This window comes from Actinomadura geliboluensis (genome assembly GCF_043197915.1).
GTDB lineage: Bacteria > Actinomycetota > Actinomycetes > Streptosporangiales > Streptosporangiaceae > Spirillospora > Spirillospora geliboluensis.
The window spans coordinates 55,748-77,758 of record NZ_JBICUA010000002.1 but is presented as its reverse complement, the minus strand read 5'-3'; the positions used below and the strand labels follow the sequence as shown (position 1 = coordinate 77,758).

The 22,011-nt window shown below is 70.5% G+C and carries 21 protein-coding genes; 8 read left to right on the top strand and 13 right to left on the bottom strand.

The genetic code is table 11. From position 1 onward, the window contains the following. Positions 1-22: 22 nt before the first annotated feature. Entirely contained in the window at positions 23-670 is a 648-nt protein-coding gene (locus ACGFI1_RS05925; RefSeq protein ID WP_392733163.1) for a winged helix-turn-helix transcriptional regulator, read from the bottom strand. 113 nt (positions 671-783) lie between these two features. On the opposite strand from ACGFI1_RS05925, the gene ACGFI1_RS05920 reads away from it, so the two are divergent. Further along, entirely contained in the window at positions 784-993 is a 210-nt protein-coding gene (locus ACGFI1_RS05920; RefSeq protein ID WP_392783493.1) for a DUF4287 domain-containing protein, read from the top strand. Here the strand turns inward: ACGFI1_RS05920 and ACGFI1_RS05915 are convergent. Further along, a complete protein-coding gene (locus ACGFI1_RS05915; RefSeq protein ID WP_138638803.1) occupies positions 990-1,313 on the bottom strand; it encodes a helix-turn-helix domain-containing protein in 324 nt (107 codons plus the stop codon). The genes ACGFI1_RS05920 and ACGFI1_RS05915 overlap by 4 nt on opposite strands. 122 nt (positions 1,314-1,435) lie before the next feature. On the opposite strand from ACGFI1_RS05915, the gene ACGFI1_RS05910 reads away from it, so the two are divergent. Together ACGFI1_RS05910 and ACGFI1_RS05905 are read left to right on the top strand one after the other, a co-directional pair. Further along, complete coding sequence (locus ACGFI1_RS05910) at positions 1,436-3,370, top strand: acyl-CoA dehydrogenase family protein (RefSeq protein ID WP_392783490.1); 1,935 nt, start codon at positions 1,436-1,438, stop codon at positions 3,368-3,370. A 192-nt stretch (positions 3,371-3,562) separates the two neighbouring features. Then, positions 3,563-4,396: a class I SAM-dependent methyltransferase gene (locus tag ACGFI1_RS05905; RefSeq protein WP_138638801.1), complete on the top strand. Its 834-nt coding sequence runs from the start codon at positions 3,563-3,565 to the stop codon at positions 4,394-4,396. A 306-nt stretch (positions 4,397-4,702) separates the two neighbouring features. On the opposite strand, the gene ACGFI1_RS05900 is transcribed toward ACGFI1_RS05905, so the two are convergent. Together ACGFI1_RS05900 and ACGFI1_RS05895 are read right to left on the bottom strand one after the other, a co-directional pair. After that, positions 4,703-7,597, bottom strand: coding sequence for a helix-turn-helix transcriptional regulator (locus ACGFI1_RS05900; protein ID WP_392783487.1), 2,895 nt, complete (start codon positions 7,595-7,597; stop codon positions 4,703-4,705). A gap of 42 nt (positions 7,598-7,639) precedes the next feature. Then, entirely contained in the window at positions 7,640-8,671 is a 1,032-nt protein-coding gene (locus ACGFI1_RS05895) for a CaiB/BaiF CoA transferase family protein (protein WP_392783484.1), read from the bottom strand. Between the two features lie 126 nt (positions 8,672-8,797). On the opposite strand from ACGFI1_RS05895, the gene ACGFI1_RS05890 reads away from it, so the two are divergent. Continuing rightward, positions 8,798-10,480 (top strand): LLM class flavin-dependent oxidoreductase, encoded by a 1,683-nt coding sequence (locus ACGFI1_RS05890; protein WP_392783481.1) that lies wholly within the window; start codon positions 8,798-8,800, stop codon positions 10,478-10,480. 115 nt (positions 10,481-10,595) lie between these two features. Here the strand turns inward: ACGFI1_RS05890 and ACGFI1_RS05885 are convergent, their stop codons facing one another. Then, positions 10,596-11,756, bottom strand: coding sequence for an RNA-guided endonuclease InsQ/TnpB family protein (locus ACGFI1_RS05885; RefSeq protein WP_386875384.1), 1,161 nt, complete (start codon positions 11,754-11,756; stop codon positions 10,596-10,598). Between the two features lie 23 nt (positions 11,757-11,779). Here ACGFI1_RS05885 and tnpA point away from each other — a divergent pair, with 23 nt between their 5' ends. Together tnpA and ACGFI1_RS05875 are read left to right on the top strand one after the other, a co-directional pair. Beyond that, entirely contained in the window at positions 11,780-12,208 is a 429-nt protein-coding gene (tnpA, locus tag ACGFI1_RS05880) for an IS200/IS605 family transposase (protein WP_392783477.1), read from the top strand. 222 nt (positions 12,209-12,430) lie between these two features. Beyond that, on the top strand, positions 12,431-13,405 hold the full coding sequence (locus ACGFI1_RS05875) for a DUF1152 domain-containing protein (RefSeq protein WP_392783474.1): 975 nt from the start codon (positions 12,431-12,433) through the stop codon (positions 13,403-13,405). 1 nt (position 13,406) lies between these two features. On the opposite strand, the gene ACGFI1_RS05870 is transcribed toward ACGFI1_RS05875, so the two are convergent. Together ACGFI1_RS05870 and ACGFI1_RS05865 are read right to left on the bottom strand one after the other, a co-directional pair. After that, positions 13,407-14,147, bottom strand: coding sequence for a hypothetical protein (locus tag ACGFI1_RS05870; protein ID WP_386875378.1), 741 nt, complete (start codon positions 14,145-14,147; stop codon positions 13,407-13,409). Positions 14,148-14,183: 36 nt separating this feature from the next. Next, on the bottom strand, positions 14,184-14,690 hold the full coding sequence (locus ACGFI1_RS05865) for an ATP-binding protein (RefSeq protein WP_392783471.1): 507 nt from the start codon (positions 14,688-14,690) through the stop codon (positions 14,184-14,186). 117 nt (positions 14,691-14,807) lie between these two features. Between ACGFI1_RS05865 and ACGFI1_RS05860 the strand changes: the two genes are divergently transcribed. Both ACGFI1_RS05860 and ACGFI1_RS05855 read left to right on the top strand, forming a co-directional pair. Further along, positions 14,808-15,617: a helix-turn-helix domain-containing protein gene (locus ACGFI1_RS05860; RefSeq protein WP_392783468.1), complete on the top strand. Its 810-nt coding sequence runs from the start codon at positions 14,808-14,810 to the stop codon at positions 15,615-15,617. Continuing rightward, positions 15,539-15,814 (top strand): DUF397 domain-containing protein, encoded by a 276-nt coding sequence (locus ACGFI1_RS05855; RefSeq protein ID WP_392783465.1) that lies wholly within the window; start codon positions 15,539-15,541, stop codon positions 15,812-15,814. Before ACGFI1_RS05860 ends, ACGFI1_RS05855 begins: the two co-directional genes overlap by 79 nt. Before the next feature lie 107 nt (positions 15,815-15,921). Here the strand turns inward: ACGFI1_RS05855 and ACGFI1_RS05850 are convergent, their stop codons facing one another. The 6 genes from ACGFI1_RS05850 to ACGFI1_RS05825 are packed head-to-tail and all read right to left on the bottom strand — an operon-like array spanning position 15,922 to position 21,999. Further along, on the bottom strand, positions 15,922-16,386 hold the full coding sequence (locus ACGFI1_RS05850) for an NUDIX hydrolase (protein ID WP_392783463.1): 465 nt from the start codon (positions 16,384-16,386) through the stop codon (positions 15,922-15,924). Between the two features lie 49 nt (positions 16,387-16,435). Beyond that, positions 16,436-18,061, bottom strand: coding sequence for a carbamoyltransferase family protein (locus ACGFI1_RS05845; protein WP_392783460.1), 1,626 nt, complete (start codon positions 18,059-18,061; stop codon positions 16,436-16,438). Further along, complete coding sequence (locus ACGFI1_RS05840; RefSeq protein ID WP_392783457.1) at positions 18,058-18,966, bottom strand: hypothetical protein; 909 nt, start codon at positions 18,964-18,966, stop codon at positions 18,058-18,060. The genes ACGFI1_RS05845 and ACGFI1_RS05840 overlap by 4 nt, the downstream gene beginning before the upstream one ends. Next, positions 18,963-19,991 carry a Gfo/Idh/MocA family protein gene (locus tag ACGFI1_RS05835; RefSeq protein WP_392733175.1) on the bottom strand — a complete coding sequence of 343 codons (1,029 nt, stop codon included), beginning with the start codon at positions 19,989-19,991 and terminating at the stop codon, positions 18,963-18,965. The genes ACGFI1_RS05840 and ACGFI1_RS05835 overlap by 4 nt, the downstream gene beginning before the upstream one ends. Then, positions 19,988-21,103, bottom strand: a complete 1,116-nt coding sequence (locus ACGFI1_RS05830; protein WP_392783454.1) for a Gfo/Idh/MocA family protein — start codon at positions 21,101-21,103, stop codon at positions 19,988-19,990. The genes ACGFI1_RS05835 and ACGFI1_RS05830 overlap by 4 nt, the downstream gene beginning before the upstream one ends. Continuing rightward, the gene (locus tag ACGFI1_RS05825) at positions 21,100-21,999 is read right to left on the bottom strand and encodes a sugar phosphate isomerase/epimerase family protein (protein WP_392783451.1); all 900 of its coding nucleotides are present in this window, start codon (positions 21,997-21,999) and stop codon (positions 21,100-21,102) included. Before ACGFI1_RS05825 ends, ACGFI1_RS05830 begins: the two co-directional genes overlap by 4 nt. Between the last annotated feature and the right edge of the window lie 12 nt (positions 22,000-22,011).

Here is a 22,011-nt window from a genome sequence, read left to right as displayed (position 1 = left end):
CGTCCGACGCCGCGGCCACGCCTCAGAAGCGGAAGGTCTCGACGAAGCGGTGGAGGAGGCCGGGGTCGCCTTCGACGCGGACGGTGCCGTCGGCCAGCGCCTGGTCAGGGGTCTTCGCACCGGTCATCAGAGCATGGACGCCCTGGTCGGCGAGCCGCTCGATGACCAGGTCCGGGGCCGGGTGCGGGCCGACGCCGACCGCGAGGACCCCGCCGGTGATCTGCAGGCGGAGCGTGAAGTCGCCCATGCGGACCTCGTAGCCGACCGTGGCGCCCCGGGCGGCCTCCGGCCGGTAGGTGGTGCGGAAGGCCATCGCCACCGACTCGGCCGTGACGGCCTCGCCGGGGCGGGGGGCGGTCATGGTCCGCGCGCCCCAGCGGCCGAACGCGACCAGCGCCGGTTCGAGGTCGCGCCCGTAGTCGGTGAGCTCGTAGACGACGGCGCGTTCCGGGTGCGGCAGCGCCCGCCGGGTGGCGAGTCCGGCCTCTTCGAGCTGCTTGAGGCGGGCCGACAGGATGTTGGTCGGGATGGCGGGCAGGCCCTTGCGCAGGTCGGTGTAGCGCTGGGGCCCCGACAGCAGGTTGCGGACGATCAGCAGCGTCCAGCGCTCACCGACCATCTCCATCGCGCGGGCCAGGCCGCAGAACTGTCCGTACTCACGAGCCGCCATGCTGCACATCCTAGCGCGCACTTCGATTGACAAAGCGTGCTTGCAAAAGACAAGCTTGCACTCCAACGGCGTCGTGGCGGCGCCGACGCGTCGACGGAATGGAGCACCAGCGCATGAGCACACCGTCCAAGGGCAACCCCGCCAGCTACTTCCCCGCGATCGAGAAGAAGTACGGACGTCCGATCCAGGAGTGGATCGACCTCATTGAGTCCTCACCTTTGACCAAGCACATGGAGCTCGTGGGCTGGCTGAAGGCCGAGCACGGGTTCGGGCACGGCCACGCGTTCGCGGTGGTCGCCCACACCCTCGCCGCGAGGAGCTAGCGCGGCCCGCCGGCCACCGCGCCCGCCGCGTCCGTCACCGCGACGGCGGGCCGGAGCCGGGCGGGCAGCCGCTGCGCCCGGCCCTGCTCGTACAGCGTCTCGACCCGCTCGCCGAGCACCCAGACGCCGTCCGGCAGCCGGGTCGCGTAGCCCTCGTGGGCGAGGGTGCGCAGCAGGTGGTAGGTGGTGGCGAGCGGGAGCCGCGCCTCCCGGGCGAGCTGCTTGGCGGGCGCGCCGCCGGGATGCGACGCCACCGCCTCCATGAGGTGCAGGGCGCGCTGCACCGAGGCGATGAGAGTGGGTTTGCGTGACTCGCTCATGCGCGCGGTGCACCCCTCTGGTCCGAGCCGGTCGAGCCTCCGGCGCCGGTCCGTCCATTGGATCACCTCCCGTCGGGGGACGCCCGGGGTTTCCCGATCCGGTCACGGGAAATGCGGTCACCATGAGTCAGCAGACGTATGCGCATGTCGACGAGCGGACGGCCCGGAAGGTCGCCGAAGAGGCACGGGAGACCGAATGGCGGCTGCCGAGCTTCGGCAAGCAGCTGTTCCTCGGCGATTTCCGGCTGGACCTGATCCACCCGCATCCGCGTCCGGATGCCGAGCAGCGGCGCAAGGGCGAGGCGTTCCTCGCCCGGCTCACCGAGTTCTGCGCCACCCGGGTCGACTCGGCGCTGATCGAGCGGGAGGCGCGCATCCCCGACGAGGTCATCGCCGGGCTGCGCGACCTCGGCGCGCTCGGCATGAAGGTCCCGGAGAAGTACGGCGGGCTCGGGCTCAGCCAGTACTACTACGGCCGCGCGCTGATGGTCGTCGGATCGGTGTGCGGGGCGCTCGGGGCGCTGCTGTCGGCGCACCAGTCCATCGGCGTCCCGCAGCCGGTCAAGATGTTCGGCACCCGGGAGCAGAAGGAGGAGTGGCTGCCGCGCTGCGCCCGGCAGGTCAGCGCGTTCCTGCTGACCGAGCCCGACGTCGGCTCCGACCCGGCCCGGCTGCGCGCCACCGCCGTCCCCGACGGCGACGACTACGTCCTCAACGGCGTCAAGCTGTGGACGACGAACGGCGTCGTCGCCGACCTCGTCGTGGTGATGGCGCGCGTGCCGAAGTCGGCCGGGCACCGCGGCGGCATCTCCGCGTTCATCGTGGACATGGACACGCCCGGCATCACGGTCGAGAACCGCAACGCGTTCATGGGGCTGCGCGGCATCGAGAACGGCGTGACCCGGTTCCACGACGTGCGCGTCCCGAAGGCGAACCTGATCGGCGCGGAGGGCGCCGGCCTGAAGATCGCGCTGACCACGCTGAACACCGGGCGGCTGTCGCTGCCCGCGATGTGCGCGGCGAGCGGCAAGTGGGCGGCCCGGATCGCCCGCGAGTGGTCGCGGGAGCGGGTGCAGTGGGGCCGGCCGGTCGGCGAGCACGAGGCCGTGTCCCGCAAGATCGCGTTCATCGCGGCGACCGCGTACGCGATGGAGGCGATGCACGACCTGTCGAGCCAGCTCGCCGACGACGAGCGGGGCGACATCCGGATCGAGGCGGCGCTGGCGAAGCTGTGGTCGTCGGAGATGGCGTGCCGCGCCGCGGACGACCTGATGCAGCTGCGCGGCGGGCGCGGCTACGAGACCGCGGCGTCGCTCGCGGCGCGCGGCGAGCGCGGCGTCCCGGTGGAGCAGGTGGTGCGCGACCTGCGCATCAACCGGATCTTCGAGGGCTCCACCGAGATCATGCACCTGCTCATCGCCCGCGAGGCGGTGGACGCGCACCTGTCGGCGGCCGGCGAGGTCATCGACCCGGACGCCTCCCCCGCGCGCAAGGCGCGGGCGGCGGCGAAGGCCGGCGGGTTCTACGCGCGCTGGCTGCCGACGCTCGTCACCGGCGCCGGGCAGCGGCCGAACTCCTACGCCGAGTTCGGGGTGCTCGCGCGGCACCTGCGGTTCGTGGAGCGGGCGTCCCGCAAGCTGGCCCGGTCGGTCTTCTACGCGGCGGGGCGCTGGCAGGGCGGGCTGGAGCGCAAGCAGGGGTTCCTCGGCCGGATGGTCGACATCGGCGCCGAGCTGTTCGCGATGAGCGCGGTGTGCGTCCGCGCCCACGCCGACGCGTCCGGTCAGAGCGGGCTCTCGGACGGGGCGCCCGGCAAGTCGGCGCTGCTGCTCGCCGACGCGTTCTGCAAGCAGGCGCGCGTCCGCGTGGACGAGCTGTTCGACGGGCTGTGGCGCAACACCGACGCGATGGACGCGAAGCTGGCACGGGCCGTCCTCGCCGGCGACTTCGCCTGGATCGAGGAGGGCGTGCTCGACCCGTCGATCCCGGGCCCGTGGATCGCGCCGTCCGAGCCGGGACCGAGCGAGCGGGAGACCGTGCACCGGACGATCGGCTGATCCGGCGCCCGCTCCGAGCAGGCGACACGCCGTCCGGGCGCCCGCCGACGCGGTCACTGACGGACGCCCGGCGTGCACGCATGGGTAGACTGTCCCGACCTTCGCGCCAGAGATCGACCGGCCCCGTGCGGGCCGGGCCACGGATCCGGCGAACGAGAAGCCGAACGCCAACGCACCCAGCGAGCGGGAAGTATGCAGTCACTTGGTCAGAAGAAGTCCATCGCGGGCAGCCTCCTCGGCCTGCTCGGCAGCGACCCGAAGAAGGGCGGTCCGGGCACCGGGCCCGCGCCGCACGTGAACGCCGACGGTGACGTCGTCCAGCCCGCCGCCGGTGAGGGCGCGCTGGAGAACCACCTCGGCGGCGACGAGGCCCGCAACTACCGCAAGTACGAGTACGAGACCGTCGCCCCGTACGTGGGCCGGTCGATGCTGGAGGTCGGCTCCGGCCTCGGGCACTTCTCCGAGCAGTTCGCGGGGCGGCTCGACTACCTCGTCGTCAGCGACAACGACCCGTACTGCGTCGGCGAGCTGCGCAGCCGCTACGACGGCAACGACGACGTCGAGGTCATCGACCTGGCCCTGCCGGACGACATCAAGATCCGGCAGAAGGTCGACACCGTCGTGATGATGAACGTGCTGGAGCACATCAAGGACGATGTGCAGGCGCTCCGCGACCTCGCCGCCGTCACCGAGCCCGGCGGCCGCATCGTCATCTGGGTGCCCGGCTACATGCAGCTCTACGGCGACTTCGACCGCAAGGTCGGGCATGTCACCCGGTACACGCCGCAGACGATGGAGGCGTCCGTCCGGGAGGCGGGGCTCGTCCCCGAGGTGCTCAAGCCGATGAACTTCCTCGGCGGCATCGCCTGGTGGTTCGCGGTCCGCCGCGGCGGCGCCGGCTACCCCGACCCGCGGCTCGTCAAGATCTACGACCGGACGGTGGTGCCGACCACGCGCGCCATCGAGCGCTTCGTCCGCCCGCCGTTCGGGCAGACGGTGTTCTGCGTGGCGCGCGTCCCACGCTGACCGCGCGCCACAGGGCACGTGCCGGAGGGCGATGGTGCCGGGTCACGGAACGCGGCTCGGCACCGTCGCTTTTTTCTCTCGCCCCGAACGGTATGTCTCGCGCGCCGTCGGGGCCTCCGGACCACAAGACTGGGCAGTGGCCGGACGGGTCACGGGCCGTCTCTCCGGACGGCGAAGCACCGCCTGCTTCCGCGGGCCGTGCCCCGGCCGGCCGGCCACGATGTTCCCGTGTGGTCCGACGGTTCGGGGCGGGGGATCCGGGAGGGGAGGTCCCCCGCCGCCGAATCGAGCACGCTCCGCAGCAGGTCAGACGCGGGCCTTCGGGGCGGCGAACAGCCGCAGCCGGTGCGCGGTCGCGGCGGCCTCGCCCCGGCTCGCCACCTCCAGCTTGCCGAGGATGTTCGACACGTGGACGCTCGCCGTCTTCACGGAGATGAACAGCGCCTCGGCGATGTCGCGGTTGCTGCGCCCCTCCGCCACCAGGCGCAGCACCTCGAACTCGCGGGGCGTCAGCCCGAGCGGCGCTGACGCGTCGCCGCGGCGCGGCGACCGGACCCGGCGCAGCAGGCCGGCGACGTCCGCGGCGAGCAGCGGCGCCCGCAGCTCCGCGGCGAGGTCGCCGGCGGTGCGCAGCGCGTCCGAGGCCGCGTCGTGGTCGCCGCCCGCGAGCAACGCCTCCGCGGACCGGAGCAGGGAGCGGGCGCGGGCGTAGGGGTTGGCGAGCGTCTCCCACGTGGCGGCGGCCTCCGCCCAGGCGGCCTGGTCGAGGACGCCGCGGGCGCGGGCCAGCTCGGCGGCGAACGTGAGGCAGTGCGCGCGCTGCAGCGGCCCGCTCGACTCCAGCCCGGCGGCCCGCTCCTCGATCCGGGCGAGCTCGCCCGCCGCGCCGTCGCCGAGCTCGGCGCAGGCCGCGGCGCCCGCGATGAGCACCGGCCACGCGTAGCGCGCGTCGTCCGGCATGCCCGCCTGGTCGACGACGGGCCGGACCGCCTCCAGCGCGGCGGCGGGGCGGCCCTCGGCCAGCGCGATGTTCGCCTCCAGCCACAGCGTGCCGAAGTAGTCCTGCGTCTTCAGCCACTCCGCCTTCAGCTTCTTGATGTCGCGGGACGTGGCGAGCCGCTCCCGCGCGGTCGCGAGGTCGCCGCGCGCCAGCGCCACCCAGCCGGTCAGGACGAGCAGCGACGTCCGGGTGGTGATGGCCGGGTCCTGCGCGAGCGCGTGGTTCATCACGGCCATGGCCTCGTCCCACCGGCCGAGCGAGACCAGCGGCTCGGCCTGGTTGATGCACAGGAACGTGCCCTGGGTGCGGGCCACCCCGTACTCGCGGGCCAGCTCCTTGCCGTGCGCCGCGACCGCGGCGGCCTCGGCGTGCCGGCCGGCGCCCTCCAGGAAGTGCGACTTGATGACGTAGTAGCGCAGCAGCACCTGGTGGTTGCGGGCGCGCTCGGCGGTCGCCTCGATCTCGGCGAGGCCGGCGTCGTTCTCGTAGTCGGTGTCGGCGCAGTACCGCGTGATGAGCGCCTCCGCCTCCGCGAGCGGGTCGCCGAGCCGGCGCGCGACCGCCAGCGACTCCTCGGCCGCGTCGCGCGCCGCGCCGATCTCGGTGGTGACGCGCACGTAGTTGCCGAGCATCGACAGCGCCCGCGCGCGCAGCACGGTCGGCGGTTCGGCGGGCAGCGCCTTGACGGCGGCGCGCAGGTCCTCGACGAAGCCGGGGCGCGCCATCTGGTACCGCATCCTGGCGCGCAGCACCAGCAGCGTCGCCCAGCACTCGGTGTCGCGCGCGCCGTCGGCGGCCTCGACCTCCTTGAGCGCGGCGGTGACGAGCTTGATGCCGCGGTCGTACTCGCCGGCGAGGTCGGCGGCGGTCGCGGCGTCCATGAGCACCTTGACGAAGCCGGCGTCGATGCGCTCCGCCGCGTCGGGGACGAGGTCCCACAGCTGCAGGACGCGTTCGAGCATCGCCAGGCACTCGGCATGGGCGAGCGCCTTGCGCGCCTCGCCTGCGGCGCGCCACGCCGCGACCAGCGCCCACGTGCTGTCGTGGGCCTGCTTCCAGTGGTAGCTCAGCTCGACCCACAGCCGCCCGGCGGAGACCAGCGACGGGTTCTCCTCCAGGGTCTCGGCGTAGCGCTTGTGGAGGCGGGTGTGCTCGCCCGGCAGCAGGTCGTCGTGGATGGCCTCGCGGATCAGCGCGTGCCGGAACGCGTACCCGTCGCCGTCCACGACCAGGACGTTGGCGGCGACGGCGGGCCGCAGCACGCGGGTCAGCGCGGCGTCGCCGAGCCCGGACACGGCGGAGAGCAGCGCGTGCTCGATCCGGGTGCTGCTGCCGCTCGCGTCGCGCAGGACGTCCTGCGTCTCGTCGGGGAGCCGCTGCACGCCGGCGAGCAGCAGGTCGCGCAGCGACTCGGGCAGCTCGCAGGCCAGCCCTCCGTCGTCGTCGAGCAGCGCCTCGATGAACAGCGGGTTGCCCTCGCTGCGCGCCTCGATCCGCTCGACGAGGCCGGGCGGCGGGTTCTGGCCGAGCAGCTGGGCGACGAGCGCGGACACGTCGGCGCGGGTCAGCTTGCCGAGGTCGGTGCGGCGCACCCGTTCCAGCCGTTCCAGCCCGGCGAGGAGCTGGCGCAGCGGATGGGTGCGGTGCAGCTCGTCCGTCCGGTAGGTCAGGACGACCAGCACGGGCCCCCGGCCGAGGTTGCGCACGAGGAAGGCCAGCAGGTCGCGGGTGGAGCGGTCGGCCCAGTGGGCGTCCTCGATGACGAGCACGACGGGGCCGCGCTCGGCGAGCCGCTCCAGCAGCGACAGCACGACCTCGAACAGCCGGGCGCGCTCCTCCCCGGACGCGGCGTCGGACTCCGGCTCGCCGAACTCCGGCAGCAGCCGGGCGAGGCCGCCGGTGTCGCCGCGCGGGACGAGCGCCGCGACGCCGTCGATGCCGATCTCCCGGACGAGGCCGCGCAGCACGGTGGTGAACGGCGCGAACGGCAGGCCGTCGGAGCCGAGCTCCAGGCAGCCGCCGACGAGGACGTTGGCCTCCCCTTCGACGGACCGGGCGAACTCCTTGATGAGGCGCGTCTTGCCGAGCCCGGCGTCACCGCCGACGAGGACGGCCCCGGGCGCGGCGGCGAGGGCGTCCCGCAGCTGCCCCAGCTCCGCCGCCCGGCCGACCAGAGCAGGACTCACCGCACGCGCGTTCACGTCCCCAGCATGCCAAACGGGTAGGACAATCCCACCCGAATTTCATTCCGTGAGACGCCAGCCCTGGCCTCGGTGCTCGTCCGCCTCGGGCGCCGTGCCACCCTCGACCGGCGGGTGGACGGTGGTCCGGACGGGCCCTTCGTCCTGCACTTTCCGGTGCGCGAAGTGGTCGAGGGCGAGCATCTCGGCGTGGGAGAGGAGGGGTGCGACGGGGGCGCCGGCCTCGGTCAGCCGCTCGACGGCCTCGTCCAGCGTGAGCTTCGCCACGGCCGCCGTGACGGCCCCGTCCAGTTCGGCGATGCGGCCCAGCCGCTCGGCGAACGGGACGCCGGCGTGCTCCTCGATGCCAAGCGCGCGGCAGGTCGCGGCCCACAGCCGCTCCTCCGACACCACCCCGAGCGTGATCTTGCGGCCGTCCTTGGTCGGGTAGACGCCGTAGCCGGGGACGGGCCCGGCGCCCGAGCTGCGCGTCGCCGCCGGGACGGTGCCGGTCCAGTGCGCGAGGACGTCCGCCATGCCGAGGTCGACGCGGTCGCCGGTCCCGGTGGCGCGGGCCTTGAGCACGGCAGCGGTGATCGCGAACGCGGCCATCGTGGCGGCGGCCATGTCCGCGAGCGGGAGGTCGTCGGCCTCCGGGGAGACGGCGTCCGGGGGCAGCGCGGCGGCATAGGCCCGGTAGTTGATGTCGTGGCCGGGGACGTCGCGCAACGGTCCTTCCGCCCCGTACCCGGAGATCGAGCAGTAGACGAGCCGCGGGTTGAGCCCGCGGAGCGCCGCGTGGCCGGCGCCCAGGCGGTCGGCCACGCCGGGCCGGAACCCCTCGACGAAGACCTCGGCGTCCGCCGCCAGCCGCCTCAGCTCCGCGAGGCCGTCCGCCGACTTCAGGTCGAGGACGATGCTGCGCTTGTGCCGGTTGAGAACGTCGAAGTGGTCGCGGAACATCCGCATCGGCTCCCCGCCGGGCGGCTCCACCTTGATCACGTCGGCGCCGAGCTGGGCGAGCAGCAGCGTGGCGTACGGGCCGGGCCGCCACATCGTCAGATCGAGGACGCGCAGTCCGTCCAGCGGCGCCATGGGGCTCCTCTCGCGGGGGTCGTCGCGCTCACGGTGCCGGGTGCCGCCGCCCGCCGTCAAGCGAGCGCTTGGTCGTTGTTGACGCGGAGTCCAATCGGGGTAAGGCTGGCCGGGAGGTGGTCACCGATGCGGTTCTCACTCTTCTACGAGCACCAGCTGCCGCGGCCCTGGCACGACGGCCAGGAGCAGAAGCTCTACCAGGACGCGCTCGACCAGGTGGAGATCGCCGACCGGGTCGGCTTCGACTGCGTCTGGGAGGTCGAGCACCACTTCCTGGAGGAGTACTCCCATTCGTCCGCGCCGGAGGTGTTCCTCGCCGCCGCGTCGCAGCGGACGAAGCGGATCAGGCTCGGGCACGGGATCGTCCAGCTGCCGCCCGCCGTGAACCATCCGGCGCGGATCGCCGAGCGCATCGCGACGCTCGACCTCGTCTCCAACGGCCGGGTCGACTTCGGGACGGGCGAGTCCAGTTCAAGCGCCGAACTCGGCGGCTTCGGGGTGCGGCGCACCGAGAAGCGCGCCCAGTGGCAGGACGCCATCGACGCCATCACCCGGATGTTCGTCGAGGAGCCCTTCGCGGGCTGGTCGTCCGACCACGTCCGGATGCCGCCGCGCAACGTGCTGCCGAAACCGGTACAGAAGCCGCACCCCCCGCTGTGGGTGGCGTGCTCGCGCCGGGAGACGATCCAGTTCGCGGCCCGCAACGGCATCGGCGCCCTGTCGTTCTCCTTCGTGGAGCCCGAGGACGCGGGCAAGTGGGTGGACGAGTACTACCGCATCATCGCGTCCGAGGAGTGCGTCCCGGCGGGCTTCGCGGTGAACCCGAACGTGACCGTCGTCCTGCCGATGATGCTGCACGAGGACGAGGCCACCGCGATCGACCGCGGCATCGACGGCGCGCACTTCTTCGCGTACGCCCTCGCGCACTACTACGGCCCCACACCGCACGACCCGGGCCGGACGAACGTGTGGGAGGAGTTCCAGGCCCACCGCGACGCCCGCGGCCTCTCCCGCGAGCGGGTCCTCGCCGGCGCCGGGAACCTCAACGTCAACATCGGCTCGCTGCGCGGCGCCGTCGGCACGCCCGAGCAGGTCATCGACCTGATCCGGCGGTACGAGGCGGCGGGCGTCGACCAGATCGCGTTCGTCCTGCAGTCGGGGCCGAACGAGCACGAGCACATCTGCGAGTCGCTCGAACTGTTCGGGACGGCCGTCCTGCCGCACTTCACCGAGGGCCGCGAGGAGCGCGAGGCCGCCAAGGCCGAACGCCTCGCCCCCGCCGTCGAGGCCGCGCTCGCCCGCCGCGCCCCGGCCCGGACGGCGCCGGCCGGCTACCGCATCGACGAGGACGCGGAGGTCGCTCGCGCCGACCGCTCCCGCCGCCCGGTCCGCGAGGACATCCGCGCCGCGAGCCGCCGCCGGTTCCGCCAGGGCTTCTACCGGCTCGTCCACGGCCGGACCGACGAGCAGATCGAGCGCCGCTTCGGCCCGAGCGCGCAGCGCCTCTTCTTCGCGGGCATGGCACGCGCCTACGACCCGTCCGCGGCAGGCGGCTTCACGGGAGAGCTGGAGTTCCGCCTGACCCGCACCACCTGGACGCTCGTGCTCGGCAAGTCCAGGGCCCGCGCTCGTCCCGGCCCGGCCGACGACCCGGCCCTCACCCTCACGGTGAAGACGGCGGACTTCCTGCGGATCCTCGCCGGCGACGCCAACCCGGCGACGCTCCTCATGGACGGCCGCCTCGAACTGCGCGGCGACCACGACCTGGCGCCGCGCCTCAGCGAGATGTTCGGCGGCCCGTCCCCGTAGTCAACTACTCGGCCCTGAAGGACCGAGCTTGTTGACTCAGTCCAGAAAGGCTCCGCTTATGCTCCCGACTGCCCTGTACGGCGGGGCGGTCACGGGTCACATCGCCGGTCCCTGCTCAGGCGGGGATCGGTGGGGGCATGTTGACGAATACCCACGCCGAGCGTGCGCGGTCGCGCACGTTGACCCCGGCGACGTGGTCGGCCGGCCCAGCGAGGCCGCACCGACGACATTGGAAGTGGTCTCGCGAGGGCCGGTTGTTCCTCGCGGTGTGCCCGCAGCGCGGGCAGCGCTGCGAGGTGTAGGCCGGGTCCACCTCGATGAAGGGCACACCGGCGCGGCGGGCCTTGTAGGCGATGAATTCGCCGAGTTGGTGGAAGGGCCAGGAGGACTGCCGCGCTCGCTGGTCGCGTCGAACCGTGACCCGCTCGCGGATGCCCTGAAGCTGTTCCAGGGCGATGCCGCGTCCGGTGCGTTGGGCGACAGCAACGACAGTCTTGGAGACCTTGTGGTTGGTGTGGGCGGCGTGCCGGGATTCCCGGCGTGCGCGCTTTTTAAGCAGTTGCTTGGCCGAGCGCGTCTTCTTGGCTTGGATCTCGGCTTTCTTGCGGGCCTGCCAGCGCCGGTAGCGGTCCAGGCGCCGCCCGGAGTGGTTGTCACCGTCGCTGGTGGTGGCCAGGTTGTTGATGCCCCGGTCCACCCCGATCCAGTCTTTGGGTTCGTATTGCTCGTCCTCGGGGACATCGCATGTGGCGATCAGGAACCACCTGCCGTCCCGCAGCACCAGGTCCGATTCGCCTTGGCGGCATTGGGTGAGCCGCTTGAGCGCTGTGGGCGAGCAGGCGAAGCGGACGTGCTTTAGACGCCCGTCCATCGTCCAGATGGACACGGTCTGGGCGTCGTAGTTCCACGACAGGCAGCGGTCGTCGTAGGTGTGCGCGGCGCCGGCGCGAAAGGTGATCGGCTTCGACACGGCTTTACGGCGTCGTCTGGAGCTCTCGCCGCCGAGGTTGCCTGCCCGGATGCCGGCCCGCAGCGTGGTGTAGGCGTCGGCCACGCGTTTGATGACGTGCTGCGCGGCCTGCGCGCCCAGGCCGTCGGCCTTGAGATCGCCGTAGGTCATCGACCGCAGGGCCTTGACCGATCCCTTGAGCCCGTAGGTCTCGAATGAGGCGGCCGAGACCCGGTTCGCGCATTCGTTGACCGTGCGCAGGGTGCGCTCGAGTGCCGGGGCCTGTGCGGCGTCCGGCAGCAGCTTGACCTGCACAACAATCTTCACGCCCGTGACCGTATCATTGGTCTATGTCACCTCGCTGGGAGCCGAATCCCGATGTCCGCAGGGGCCGCAGCGTCGTCTGCACCCTGCATGCGCACTTGGTCTTCACACCGAAGTGCCGGCGTGGACCGTTCACCGACGAGATCCTGTGCCGCTGCGAGGAGATCATGCGGGACGTGTGCGGCGACTTCGGTGCCGAACTGTGCGAGTTCAACGGCGAGACCGACCACGTGCACCTGCTCGTGCACTACCCGCCCAAGATCGCCCTGTCCCGACTGGTCGGCTCGCTCAAGGGCGTGTCGGCCCGCAGGCTCCGCCAGGAGTTCCCCGGCCACATCCGCAAATACCTGTGGGGCGACCATTTCTGGTCCCCGTCCTACTTCGCCGCGTCCTGCGGCGGCGCACCACTGTCGGTCATCGCCGAATACATCGAGAACCAGCAACGACTGGTCTAGCCATCCACTGGCTAGACCAGTCGGCGCTAACGCGCCGCACACGAGGGAAGCTTTCCTCCCGGCCCTGAAGGGCCGGGGTTCCTCGCTAGAAAACTGCTGAACCCCGGGGCGCTTGGTGGTGGCCGTAGTCCCCCGATGACCACGGCCACCACATGGTCAGACGTCCACACCCCCCGCGAGAGTTCGCGATCCGGCGAAAAACCTCGATCATCTTCCACCGCGATGCCTTACCGTCGCCTGGTGTTCTCCCTCCAGGAACCCCCGCTGTTCGCACGCCTGAAGAAGGCCCGCAGCGTCCTCGTCGCGGGCGCGGGCGGCGGCTTCGACGTCTACGCGGGTCTCCCCTTGGCCCTCGCCCTCATGCAGGACGGGAAGGACGTCCACCTGGCCAACCTCTCGTTCAGCGCGCTGTACGGCCTTCCGTCCGACACCTGGCTGGAGGTGGACGTCGCCGCCGTGACCCCCGAGACCCCCGGCCGCGACGACTACTTCCCCGAGGGCGCGCTCGCGCGGTGGCTCGCCCTCCACGGCCTGCCGTCCACCGTCTACGCGTTCCCGAAGGTCGGCGTCGAACCGCTCCGCGCGGCGTACCGGTACCTGGTCGACCACCTCGGCCTGGACGCGATCGTCCTCGTGGACGGCGGCACCGACATCTTCATGCGCGGCGACGAGGCCGGCCTCGGCACCCCGGAGGAGGACATGGCGAGCCTCGCCGCCGTCCACGGCCTGGACGTCCCCGAGAAGATCGTCGTGTCCCTGGGCTTCGGCGTCGACGCCTACCACGGCGTCAGCCACGCGCTCGTGCTGGAGAACCTGGCCGCCCTGACCGCCGACGGCTCCTACCTGGGCGCCCTGTCCATCCCCCGCGACAGCCGCGAGGCGGCGCTCTACCTGGACGCGGTCGAGTACGCGCAGGCGGCGACGCCCGCCCACCCGAGCATCGTGAACGGCTCGATCGCCGCCGCCGTCCAGGGCCGGTTCGGCGACGTCCACGTCACGACCAGGACGCGCGGCAGCGAACTGTTCATCAACCCGCTCATGGCGATGTACTACGCCGTTGACCTCGACGGCCTGGCCCGCCGCTCCCTCTACCTCGACCGTCTTGAGGGCACCCGGCTCATGCGCCAGATCGCCTCGATCATCAAAGACTTCCGGGACGAGGTCCGCTCCCGCCCGCCCCGCCAGTACCCGCACTGAGCTACGACCTGATCGACGGGCGACCGGCGATCAGGTCGCTGAGCCGGTCGCCGAGCCGCTGCACGGGCCGCCGGTACCGGCGCTCGCGCTTGACGGCGCGCCGCTCCTTGCGCGACCCCGGCCGGTACCTCCGCCGCGCCCACGGCGAGTCGGGACGGGCCAGCCGGACGGCCCCGACCAGCGCGACCACGCCGATGAACAGCCCGATCAAGCCCGTCCAGACCTTGCCCTTGAGGAGGGCGACCAAGGCCACCAGCATGTCGAACACGATGATGGCCGCGATCGCCCACAGGCCGTCGCCCGCCACGTCGTCCAGGCCGAGGGGCCGCAGGCCCAGCAGCATCAGCCCGCACAGCGCGATCGTGATGAACACGACCTCGACCGACAGGCGGCCCTGCTCGCTCCAGTAGACGTCCTCCAGGTGCAGGACGAGCGCGAACTCGTCCAGCACCAGCGCCGTCCCGACCCCGAACACGGCGGCGGCCGCCGCCGCCCACCCGGATGATCCGTCCTTGACGGCGAGCCCGCCCACACCACCCACACACATGAAAACCAGGCCGAAGACGACATGGTGGATATGCCGCCCGCCCGGCGTGACGTTGCCCGGCCACCACCGCACCTGCCGCCGGATCATCCGCACGCTGAACCGGATGAACAGGAATCCGGCGATGAACGCCACCAGGAAACAGGCCAGCCGGAGCCGCCCGGTGTCCGCGATCTCCCGCGTATACCAGTCCCCCACACCGGCCCCCTTCCCCGGTCCGGGCGAAGCTCACCTTCACACCGGCGGGCGGAACTCCGTTTTCAGGCGCGCCCACACGGTCTTCCCCTCGAACTCCGCGCGGACCCCGTGCTCCTCGGAGAGGAATTCGACAATGCCCAAACCCCAGCCGCCCGGGTCGGGAGCATCGTCCGGCACCGGCGTTTCCGGCATCGAGAGGTCCGGCACGGCCCCTTTTGGATGAACCGGCGACGTGTCCCAGACCTCCACCCGAAGGCCGTCCTCGGCCAGCGCCAGCCGCAACGACACCGGCCGGTGGCGCGTGGCGCGCACGGCGTTGGTGAGCAGCTCAGAAGCCACCAGGACGGCGTTCTGTACGGTCTCCTCCGCCACCCCCCACTGGAGCGCCTGCGACTCGACGATCAGCCGCCCCTCCTGGACGACCTCCGGCTCGGCCAGGAACCCCCGCCGCATCGCCCACGGCCCGACCGCCGTCCTTTCCACTCGAACTGAACAGACCGTTTCGTCGAACCCGCCTCTCCGCCGCGCCCGCCCGAAGATCATTTCCCCCACCACTCCCATCACTCGATGTGTGCAATCTGCTACACATCGTGGGAGCTTCTGGTTATGGTCGGAAGTGGGACGAGCTTTACCCCACTCGATACTTCCGGAGGTCAACTCATGGTGAATCGGAAGCGACTCGACCCGACCGAGTCGACGGCCGCACTTTTCGGGGCAAAGCTCCGCAAGTTTCGGGACAAAGCCGGACTTTCCCAAGCCCAGCTCGCGGAGGCGGTCGGCTACTCCCACGACACGATCTCGAAGGTCGAGACCGCCGCCCAGGCCCCGTCCCCGCAGCTCGCCGAACTCCTCGACGCCCACTTCGGCACCGACGAGACCTTCCGGGAGCTCCAGCCCCTCGCCGCCAAGGAGGGCATCCCCGTCTTCTTCCGCCCCTACGCCGACCTGGAGAGCACCGCCAACGCCGTCCGCGTCTATGACCACCTCGTGGTCTCCGGCCTTCTGCAGACGGAGGACTACGCGCGCGAAGTTCTACGTCCGGGGCAACAGGCTCATGATTTGGACCGGGCTGTAGCAAGTCGCATGGCCCGCCAAGAAGTACTGGCGAGGAAGGACCCACCGTGGGTCGTCGTCCTGCTCATGGAAACTGCGATCAGGAACGTGGTAGGTACCAGAGACATAACGAAGGACCAGCTCAGCCGGCTCTTGGAACTACGCCAGGAGCCCAACATCAGCATTCTGATCGCACCCCTCAATTCACCCGTCTACCCTGCGAGCGGCTTCACCCTCTTGAGCAGCAAAGATTGTGCCGATCTCGCCTACGTGGAGGGGGCGGGGGGCAACGGGCACGTGTTCGAACTAAGCTCAAAAGTTGAGCAGATCCGGCGGCTGTGGGACATGATCAGCAACGTCGCCTTGACCGACACGGCCTCGGAAGCTCTGATCCGCGAGGTGATGGAGGGCTTGTGAACGACACGAGGCGCGCAACCTGGCGCAAGAGCAGCCACAGCACTCAAGAGGGCGGTCAGTGCGTCGAGATGGCCGATCTGGAAGCCGCTCTCGGCATCCGCGACAGCACCGACCCACACGGCCCCGTCCTCCAGTTCGGACGGGACGCCATAGCTGGGCTGCTCAACCGCATCAAGACCGGCGAACTCGACCGCTAGCCGTCCCCCCGGCAAGCAAGCCCCCTCTCCGGAGGGGGCTTTTCCGCTTTTTCGGCCGCTCAGTGGCACAGCGAACCCTCGCCATCCGTCCCCCGAAAGCACAACATCTAAGCCGGAAGCGAGACCGGATCAACCGGTGTTCCTTCCGTTAGATAGCGAGCGATGAGAGCGGCAAGGCCGATCGGGTAGACGGTCTGCTCGGTATGGGTGAGCTCGTCCAGCTCCCACCACCGCCAGGCGCGGATGTTGTCGGTCTGGGTGGCTTCGGCTGGGCGGACATGCTGTGAATGGACGCGGACGATGAAGTACTTTTCGACCTGCTTGACCTGCTCGCCGAAGACCAGGTGAGTCGACGTGCGGGTGGCGAGTTGGGGTCCGATGGGGGCTTGCTCAAGGCCGAGTTCCTCGTGCATCTCCCGGACGGCCGCGGCGGCGTGGGTCTCGCCGGGCTCCAGAGCCCCTCCGGGGACAGCCCAGAAGATGTGGCCTTCGTCGTAGCGCAAGAGGAGTACGCGGTCGTCCTCGTCGATGACGATCACGCGGGCAGCGTCGCGTGTCCGGGCTTCCGTCATGGATTCCATGGTGGCAGACCCTCGGCGATCGACTCCCTCTTACGGCTGGTCAGCGCAGCTTTTCGACGAGGAAGTCGCCGATGCACAGGGCGTCCAGGTCGGTGTCTTGGAAGGTGGCTAGGGCGTCGGCCGGGGTTTCGACGATGGGTTCGCGGTCGTTGAAGGAGGTGTTCAGTACGATGGGCACTCCGGTGATCGTCCCGAAGTTGTCGATCAGGGATGCGAAGCGCTGATTGGCGTTCGAATCGACGGTTTGAACACGTGCGGTGCCGTCGATGTGTACGACTCCTGGAATGAGCTTGGCGTGCTCCGGTTGGACGGTCGGGGCGAGAAGCATGAACGGCGATCGGGTGCCGTCGAGGTCGAACCAGTCGGAGCCATCGTCTTCGAGGATCGCCGGGGCGAACGGACGGAAGGGCTCGCGGTGCTTGATGCGATGGTTGAGCGCGTCTCGGCCCTGCGTGCTGCGAGGGTCGGCGAGGATGGACCGGTGGCCGAGCGCGCGGGGCCCGAGTTCGCTGCCACCTTGAAACCAGCCGATGAGTTTGCCGTCGGCGAGCAGCTGGGCCGCAGTGGCGGCAATGTCATCGTCGCGCCGCCAGGTGAAGGGAGCGACGGTTCGCTCGACGAGGCCGGAGCGTGGGTCGCGTTTGAGGGCGAGCTCGATGTCGTAGTCGTCGTAGGTGCGTCCGAATGAGTCGTCGGTCAAGGGGCAGCGTGGGAGTTCGCCGGTGAGGCGGTGCAGTCCGTACAGGGCGCAGCCGAGGGCTTGGCCGCGGTCGGACGCCGGCGGCGGGATGAAGAGGCCGGTGACGGAAGGTAGGCGGCGGAGGCGGTCGTTGGCGACGCAGTTCAGGGCGACGCCGCCGGCGAGGCAGAGGTTGCCGATGCCCGTTGTGGCGATGAGCTTCTCCGCCAGTTCGGTGAGGACCTGTTCTGTGTGGTGTTGGAGGTAGGCGGCGGCGTTGATGCCTCGCTGGTCGTGTCCCTTGCTGTCTGGTGGGCCGAAGTCGGAGTTCGTGCGCGCGGCTAGGTCGGCGACGCCGGTGGCGTGGGTGGAGGTGAGCCGGCTGTGGACCTGGGTGCCGTCGAGGTCGAACAGCGGGACCGTGTACGTGCGTGGATCTCCGTAGGAGGCAAGCGCCATCGTCTTCCCGGCTTCTTGGGGTGACCAGCCCAGGTATTCAGTGAAGGCCTCGTAGGTGGGGCCGATCCCGCCTGCTCTGGGGCGGCCGGTGTCGTTGCCGCCGAGCCGGGTGATGCCGTCGGAGTCGGCGATGTAGAAGGTTTCGGTGTCGGTGTTGTTGCCGCCGCCGTCGGTGACCAGGATCGTGGCCCGCTGGTAGGGGCTGAGGCAGAAGGCGGTGTAGGCGTGTGACAGGTGGTGGTCGACGGTGGTGATTCGTCCCAGGGGGATGCCGAGGAGGTCGAATCCGGTGTCGGCCGGCTTGGCGGGAGTGCGGCCGTAGGAGCTGGCGACGATGAGGTCGACGTCGGCCAGAGCGAGGTTGGTGGCGCGCAGGCAGTACATGACGGCGTTGAGCCATCCGTTGCTGTAGCGGTGGCGGTTCAGCCGTTCCTCGCCGATGGCCACCATGCAGTCAGGGGTGAGGAGTGCCGCGCCGCCGTCGTGGCCGAAGTTGATGCCGAGCACGCATGGGCGGCTGCTGGTCATGAGGGCACTCCCATGAGTCGGTGTTCGTGGAGGTCGGCGGTGTGGGATTCGAGGACCTGGTAGGGGTCCCACAGGCGGGTGTGGCCGTCGGAGCGGAAGAGGCTGGCGAGCTGGAACATCTGCATGAGGCCGCCGCGGTAGGCGAAGGCGGCGGTGATGGGCTCGCCGAGCGCAGCGGTGCCGCCGAGCGCGGCGTGCTGATCGGTGAATCGGTCATCCACAGCCGGCTGAGGTGGAGCGGCGGTCGGGGTGACGTGAAGAGTGGCTCCGTGAGTGCTGAGTTCTTCAGCGACGAGGGAGAGAACGGTTTCCGGAGTGAGTGGATCGGTCTGGATGATGAGTGGCGGGTGCGGGCACAGCGCAGGCGCTTTGTCGATGTAGAACTCGGCCAGTCGCTCCAGCAGGCCGCGGTCGTACCACTGCCGCCAACGTGGGTGGCTTGGGAGGCCGCCGCGGCGTTCGAGGCTTGCGCCGACGCTCACCTGGAGGATCACCGTTCGCTGGTCGGCTTCGGTGTAGAGCGGGGCGATGTGTCGCTGGTAGTAGGCGACGGCTTTGGCGTAGGGGAGGCCGTCGCTTCTGCGCGCGGCCCAGGTGTAGGCCAGGACCCCCAGGTGATTGCGGTCGCACACGACCATATGGGCGTCCGTGAGCGGGTCGGCGTGCTGCGCCGTGCTGCCGGTTCGGCGTAGGGCCTGGGCGCGGCACTTCTCCTGCCGTAGGTACCAGAGCGTTTCGGACGCGGTGGTTATCTGCGGTCTGGTGGAACCTACGGGGCGGGCCTTGATGTTGGGCTCCGGGAAGAACAGGGCTCGGTCCAGGAGGGCGGGGACGAGGGCGCCGAGCAGTGTCGTCTTGCCAGCGCCGGGAGGCCCCTCGATCGCGAGGATCGTCGGTCCTGTCATCGCCCGCTCCTCACATACGTCGGAGGGACGTCCTGCCAGGCACCTTGGTCGTTCGCCGATACGAGCGCGGCGGAAGCCAGGGCGAGCGTCCGCAGATGGTCCGCCAGGTCGTGCTCGGGCAGCGTTGCGTCGTCCAAAGCCGCGGTGAAGGCGGTGTAGGCACCGAGGACGCCATCGGGTACCCACTCGCCGCTGGGGGCATGGGTGACGGAGCCGGAGGCGGTGTGCAGGGTTGCGGTGGCGTAGGTAGCAGTGGCGTCGGCCTTGTCTCCGTTGACGTACCAGGAGCTCGACCAGGCCTGCGGAGCGCGTGTCTGGTTGTGCAGGGTGAGCGAGGCGACCAACGGGCTGTCGAACGCGAGCATGATGCTGTAGGAGAGCGGACACTGGGCGGTCTGGCGGGGAAGGCAGCCAGCTCGGGCGGAGACGGCGACCGGCTCTGTGCCAGCGATCTGGCGTGCGAGATCGAGGTAGTGCAGTCCGTGGTCGAGAAACAGGTAGCCGGGGTGGCGCGTGAACCAGGTGTCGATGTCCTCGTTGAAGTGGTGGACGTGCGCCAGGTGAGCCAGGTTTCCGAGTTCGCCGGCGCGGATCCAGCTGAGGAGCCGACGATGGGCCGGCGCCCAGCGCAGGTTCTGGTTGACCGCGATTTGGACGCCTGCGTCGGCCGCCTCTCGGGCAATGGTGTTCGCCTCGTCGGGGTTGTAGGCGATCGGCTTCTGCACCAGGAGCGGTTTGCCGTAGGGCAGTAGCTCGCGGATCAGGTCCAGGCGGCCGTCGGGCCGGGTAGCGATGTCGATCAGCTCGACGTCCGGGTCGGCGGCCAACTCCCGCACGCTGTCGTGCACGCGGAGGCCGGGAAACTCGGTTCTGAACTGCTGGGCCAGGTGGGTGGCCGTAGTCCGGGTCTGGCTGCAGATCGCCCTGACTGGGACACGGCCTTGGGCGTAGGCCGGTAGATGCCCGGTGCGGACGATTCGACCGGCTCCGACGATCCCCACACGCCATGGTTTGGTGTCGTTCATGGTTGCTCCGAGTTCAGGGGGACGGACTCTCCGGTGCTCGATGCGGGTCCGTTCACGGTGGTGAAGCGGGCCAGGCCGTAGGCGAGCTGTTCGACGGCCTCGGCGATGTGACCCGTGCCTGTGGGAATTGCTCGTTGTCGGCTATGCGCGGTGAGGCGGTCGACGATGGCCGACCACATTTGCCGTGCGGGGAGGTCGTCGCCTCGGGCAGGGAGCAGTCGTCGCCGCGCACCGTGGGCGAACAAGGTTCCTCTATCTGCTGGCCCGTATGGGGGCGGGAATTCGGCAGTGAGGGTCGTGTCCGAGCCGGTGAGCGTTACGTGATCGAGGTGGACGCCGGAAGAAGCCGACCCGATCGTGCACGCGATCGTTGCCTCGTTCGGCGCACGGACGATGCCGTGGACGGTGGTGCGGTCCTGGCTGAGGGTGCAGGAGACAGGCCGGGCGTTCGGGACGGTCAGCGCCATGGTGGTCAGGAGGTGGTATCCCTGCCACAGCAAGATCTTCAAGGCGCGTCCACCGGCTGGACCGAGTACCGCGGGAGTCTGCGGTTCCCGGTCGGTGCCGAAGGTGTAGGGCGACACGCCCGGTGGGAGAAAGGGTCGGCGTGCGGCCGCGTCGTGCCCGTCGGCCTTGACCATCCAGCCGCCTCGAAGCTCGTGCTCGGGTAGCTCGCGCCTGAGCTCCGCAACAGCGCTGTCGAATGCCCGGACGACGCCCACTTCCAGCAGCAGACCGGCGGCGTCGGCCTGGCGGCGGAGCTGGCGCGTGCAGTCGAGGTCCAGGCTCACCGGCTTCTCGGTGAACACATGGACGCCGACGGCGAGAGCCAGCTCGATCCAGGGTTCGTGGACACCGGTGAGTACGGCGAGCAGATCGGCGCCCTCGATCAGCTCGGCGGTGCTCGCAGCCACTCGACCCCCGAATTGGGAGACGGCCTGTTCGGCGCGTCCGATCTCCCGGTCGTAGACGGCCGCGATCTCCACGGCCGGAAGGGCGGATAGGACGGGCAGGTGAATGCCGTACGCGGCGCCGCCGCATCCGACCACCGCGACCCGCCACGCCCGCCGCTTCACAGTGGCGTCCCGGTGTCCGTCCGGCGTGGGTTTCATGGCCTGCCCTGAACGTCAGTGACCGCACTCAGGGCACGCTGAGCGATCAGGTGATCCGGCAGCCGGCGCAGCGAGGGGTTGAACAGCTCAACCGACAACGGCCCGGCGTATCCGGCGTCGGTCAGTGCGTGAAGGAATTCCGGCCAGGGCAGGGCGCCGTCGCCGGGGAACAGCCGCATCTCGTCGGTCCAGCATTCGGGCGTCACGGCGGCGGGCGTGTCGGCGACCTGGACGTGCGCGATTCTCGACGGCACGAGGCCGGTCAGCTGCACGGAGTCGGCGCCAGCCGCCGCCCAGTGGAACGAATCCACGCACACCCCCAGTGCCGCCGCAGTGCCGCCGCCCACGGCGTCGAGAAGCTGCACGAGCCCCTGTAGGCCGGTGATGAACGGACTACGCCCGTCCAGGGATGGCGGGAGGCCGGCCTGGACGCCGACCAACTCGACGGCGAGCGTCAGCCCGTGCTCCGCGCAGGCAGCACCGAGCATCCCAAGCCGTTCGACGGCGAGGTCGTGGGCGAAAGGGCCGTCCAGGTCGGTCCGCGGGTTGAGCACGATCGTGGCAACCCGGCAGCCGATCGCACCAAACACTTCCAGCCGGGTCTCCAGACCGTCCACCGCGTCCACAAAGGTGGGTGAGTTGATGAGAAGCGGATGGGGCAGCACGGGACCGTCCGGCAGAAGTCCGCACGCGGCTGCGACCCGGATGCCGAGTTCGTCGAGCAGGTCGGCGGCCCGGGTCGGCCCGTACGCCACGACCTGCTGGATCGATGCCTCGATCATAGTGATCCCGCTAGCGGCGGCCAGCCGAGCGACCTGCTCGAACGAAAGGCCGCTCACGGTCGCCGGGTTCAGGCACGCCGGGAAAGTGAGTGGTTCTGCATTGTGGATGAGCATGGTTGGCCTGCC